This window comes from Paraburkholderia sp. RL17-373-BIF-A, from assembly GCF_046030175.1.
In the GTDB taxonomy this organism is placed as follows: Bacteria; Pseudomonadota; Gammaproteobacteria; order Burkholderiales; family Burkholderiaceae; genus Paraburkholderia.
This window is the reverse complement of record NZ_JARESO010000188.1, coordinates 1-2,665: the sequence shown is the minus strand read 5'-3', so window position 1 is coordinate 2,665 and position 2,665 is coordinate 1. Positions and strand designations below refer to the sequence as shown.

Here is a 2,665-nt window from a genome sequence, read left to right as displayed (position 1 = left end):
TCTGCGACCCGTGCGTTCAAAGCGGGAGCGCGCGGCCAGGTGATCGGGGACAGGCCAGTGGCGATCTTATCGCCGCGACGAAAAAGTCGGTTCAGAACACGATGCAACCTACCAAAGATCGACGTCCTGCTCAAGCCGCAGCCCAGATTCAGACCTGCGCCGCGCGGATACGTTGACGTTGAGATGGATCAAGGAGCTAGCGACCGTGTGCGCTAGCCTGAAGTCAACTTTTCGTAGCCACAATGTCGCACGATCGAAGAGCTGCCTGTCGGATGTCAGGAGATTCACGATGATCAAGCTGTTTCCCTGGAAAGCAGGTCTCCTCGGCGCACTGCTGATGGCTTCGCTTTCTGCCGCTGTCGCGAAGGAACTGGCGACGGTCGAAACCCACACCCAGCGATACGGTTCGCACATCGCCATCTCGGCTTATGCGGACCCCCTCGTGAAGGGCGTGACCTGCTATGTATCGAAGTCGCATTCCGACAGCGCGATGGGAGGCGGGAGCATCTCCAGTGCGGGCGACGTAACCGCGGCTTGTGAGCGGACGGGCACAATCAACCTCCCCGAAACCGTTCCCCGGCTGGCACAGGTTTTCACAGCCGCTATGGACCCAATGTTCGACTCTCTCCATATCATCCGTGTACTGGATACCGAGCGGAACGCACTCGTTTACTTTTGTTACGTGGAAGACGAGGTATCAGGGAATCTGCCCGGCCAGCTCTATGTAATCCGCCTCCCGGCAGGTCCCAAAGTTCCCACGGGAGATCATTGAAACCTCGCTCCGCTTCGCTGCCTCTGTTTTGAGGCGACATGCTCTAGGCGCACAAGCGCACAAGCGCACAAGCGCAGATGAGCAGGTGCAACGCGTATGGGGCGGAGGTGTGTTATCCGCCAACTTCAGTGACGTTGACGTCTATCCGGTACTTGTTCGGTGCGACGTCGAACTCCAATGGCCGAGTTAGCAAGATGCGGAAGTTGCCGCGCGCGACATCCCCAAAACGGTCCCCTAGGCTTTTGCGGCCAATCCTGCCGTGGCCTGGGAAGTGCCGTGGGGGATGGAAAGTTGCCCATCGCGATGTAGGACGGCAAGATCATGCCCTGCTCGACGACCACTTTTACGCTTATCGAAGCCAAGGAGGGCTTGTGTCGATTGATCTCGGGAGTTTCACACCTGGCTTGTCACTGAGTGGGGGGCTGGTGATCGGTGTTGCGACTGCCATTTTCGTCTTATTCAACGGGCGCATTGCCGGCATCAGCGGGATTCTGGGCGGGTTAATGGGTCCGCTGCGGGACGAGGCAGTTGCAATTCTGATGAGTCAATGCGCCGGTGGACACAGTAGTTGACGCCGTACACCACACGCTTGATCGCACCGAACCAGGCGAACCCATACCGTTTCAGGACTCCGGAGCAGCCCCGTAAGCCACCGGACATGGTTATCAACACTGGCGCGATTCCGGACGGGCACCTGATACCTGGGCTTCGACCATCCCGTCGTGCGGGAACTCCTCAGACCACGTATCGACCACTTTCGGCATGAAACCTCATCGCCTGGCGATACCGTGGGAAAGAACAACTGACCGGCAGGTCAGTACCGTCATTTCGTTGATCAGAGTCAACCAGCCCGACCGGATCGGCGCGATGATCCAACGAACGGCTACGCACCGTTCGCAAGATTTAGCGATTTAGACTGGGAGTTGACGATGGGAATTGGTATGCAGATAACCTATCTCGGGCTCCCGGGAACCGCATCCCTAGAGGCAGAAGCGGCCGTGCAACTATTGCGCCTTCAACTGTACGGTACCTACTTCTCGGATTGTCAGCTGGCAATCGAGCATTTGGGCCAGCGCTCAGGAAGTAGTCTGTACGAGGCTCGCCTTGATATCCGGACTGCCGCGCACGCTCTGAGACGCATCGCACGTTGCGTACACTACAGCGCCGAAGCGGCTATTGGATGTGCCTTCAATAGGGCGGCGCGGGCACTCGAGATTCTTTCCGCACATGGCAGGCTGTGAAAACGACAAGCGCGGCTGCGACATTGCGCCTTCGAGCCCACTGTTTGAATCCACGACGAACACATACTGTCCGACGCGCAGCGAGGAACGGCGGTTGCACCTCGGAAGCAGCCGCTAGAGCGGCAAAAAATCGCTCGTGCACAGACGAGACGTATCGCACTTACTGCCACCGAACTTGATCGCAGGGAAAGAGGGCGCTTGAGTATTTTTAGATTACCGTGCTCGACGAAATCGACGTTGCCGACCATAGGCGCGGCGAAAACGAATCCGATCCAGGCTTACTGGGGAGCTTGTCACGAAGCGTACGTTTATCGCAGTCACAATGCTGCGGCTATGCGCCTCGGTCGTGGCTGCGCCACCAGACGGGAACGCCCTCTACCAAGAAAATTGCGCCAGTTGTCATGGCCAAAACGGCAAGAGCGACACGAGACCGAAGCTCATTGGCAATGCGAGTGGATGGAAGACAAAACTCTTTGAGAGGGCGGTGCTAAATTTAAATGGCATCGACGATCCGGGAAAATCGCGCAGAGCCCGTCGTTGCGCGAGTAACCGCCGGTCGTCACTCACGCTGAGAATGTAGATTTGAACCGTCGCGAAGACGGCGCCTCAAGCCAGATCAGATGCCCGATCGCCATGTTCTGGGAGATTCGAC

2 protein-coding genes and 1 pseudogene are annotated in these 2,665 nt (G+C 57.7%); all 3 read left to right on the top strand.

Annotated features, from left to right (window positions below):
* The first annotated feature begins 289 nt into the window (after positions 1 to 289).
* The 3 genes and pseudogenes from P0D80_RS49385 to P0D80_RS49375 all read left to right on the top strand — a co-directional run bounded on the left by P0D80_RS49385 (position 290) and on the right by P0D80_RS49375 (position 2,593).
* Positions 290 to 772, top strand: coding sequence for a CreA family protein (locus P0D80_RS49385; protein ID WP_408295832.1), 483 nt, complete (start codon positions 290 to 292; stop codon positions 770 to 772).
* Positions 773 to 1,143: 371 nt separating this feature from the next.
* A pseudogene (locus P0D80_RS49380) lies at positions 1,144 to 1,293 on the top strand (YeeE/YedE family protein); the annotation flags it as partial.
* Positions 1,294 to 2,335: 1,042 nt separating this feature from the next.
* A complete protein-coding gene (locus P0D80_RS49375) occupies positions 2,336 to 2,593 on the top strand; it encodes a c-type cytochrome (RefSeq protein WP_408295829.1) in 258 nt (85 codons plus the stop codon).
* The last annotated feature ends 72 nt before the right edge of the window (positions 2,594 to 2,665 follow it).

What these genes read in the sequence shown, in the direction of transcription:
- P0D80_RS49385 (WP_408295832.1), top strand. Translation starts at nt 290, where the DNA reads ATGATCAAGCTGTTTCCCTGGAAAGCAGGTCTCCTCGGCGCACTGCTG.
- P0D80_RS49375 (WP_408295829.1), top strand. Translation starts at nt 2,336, where the DNA reads ATGCTGCGGCTATGCGCCTCGGTCGTGGCTGCGCCACCAGACGGGAAC.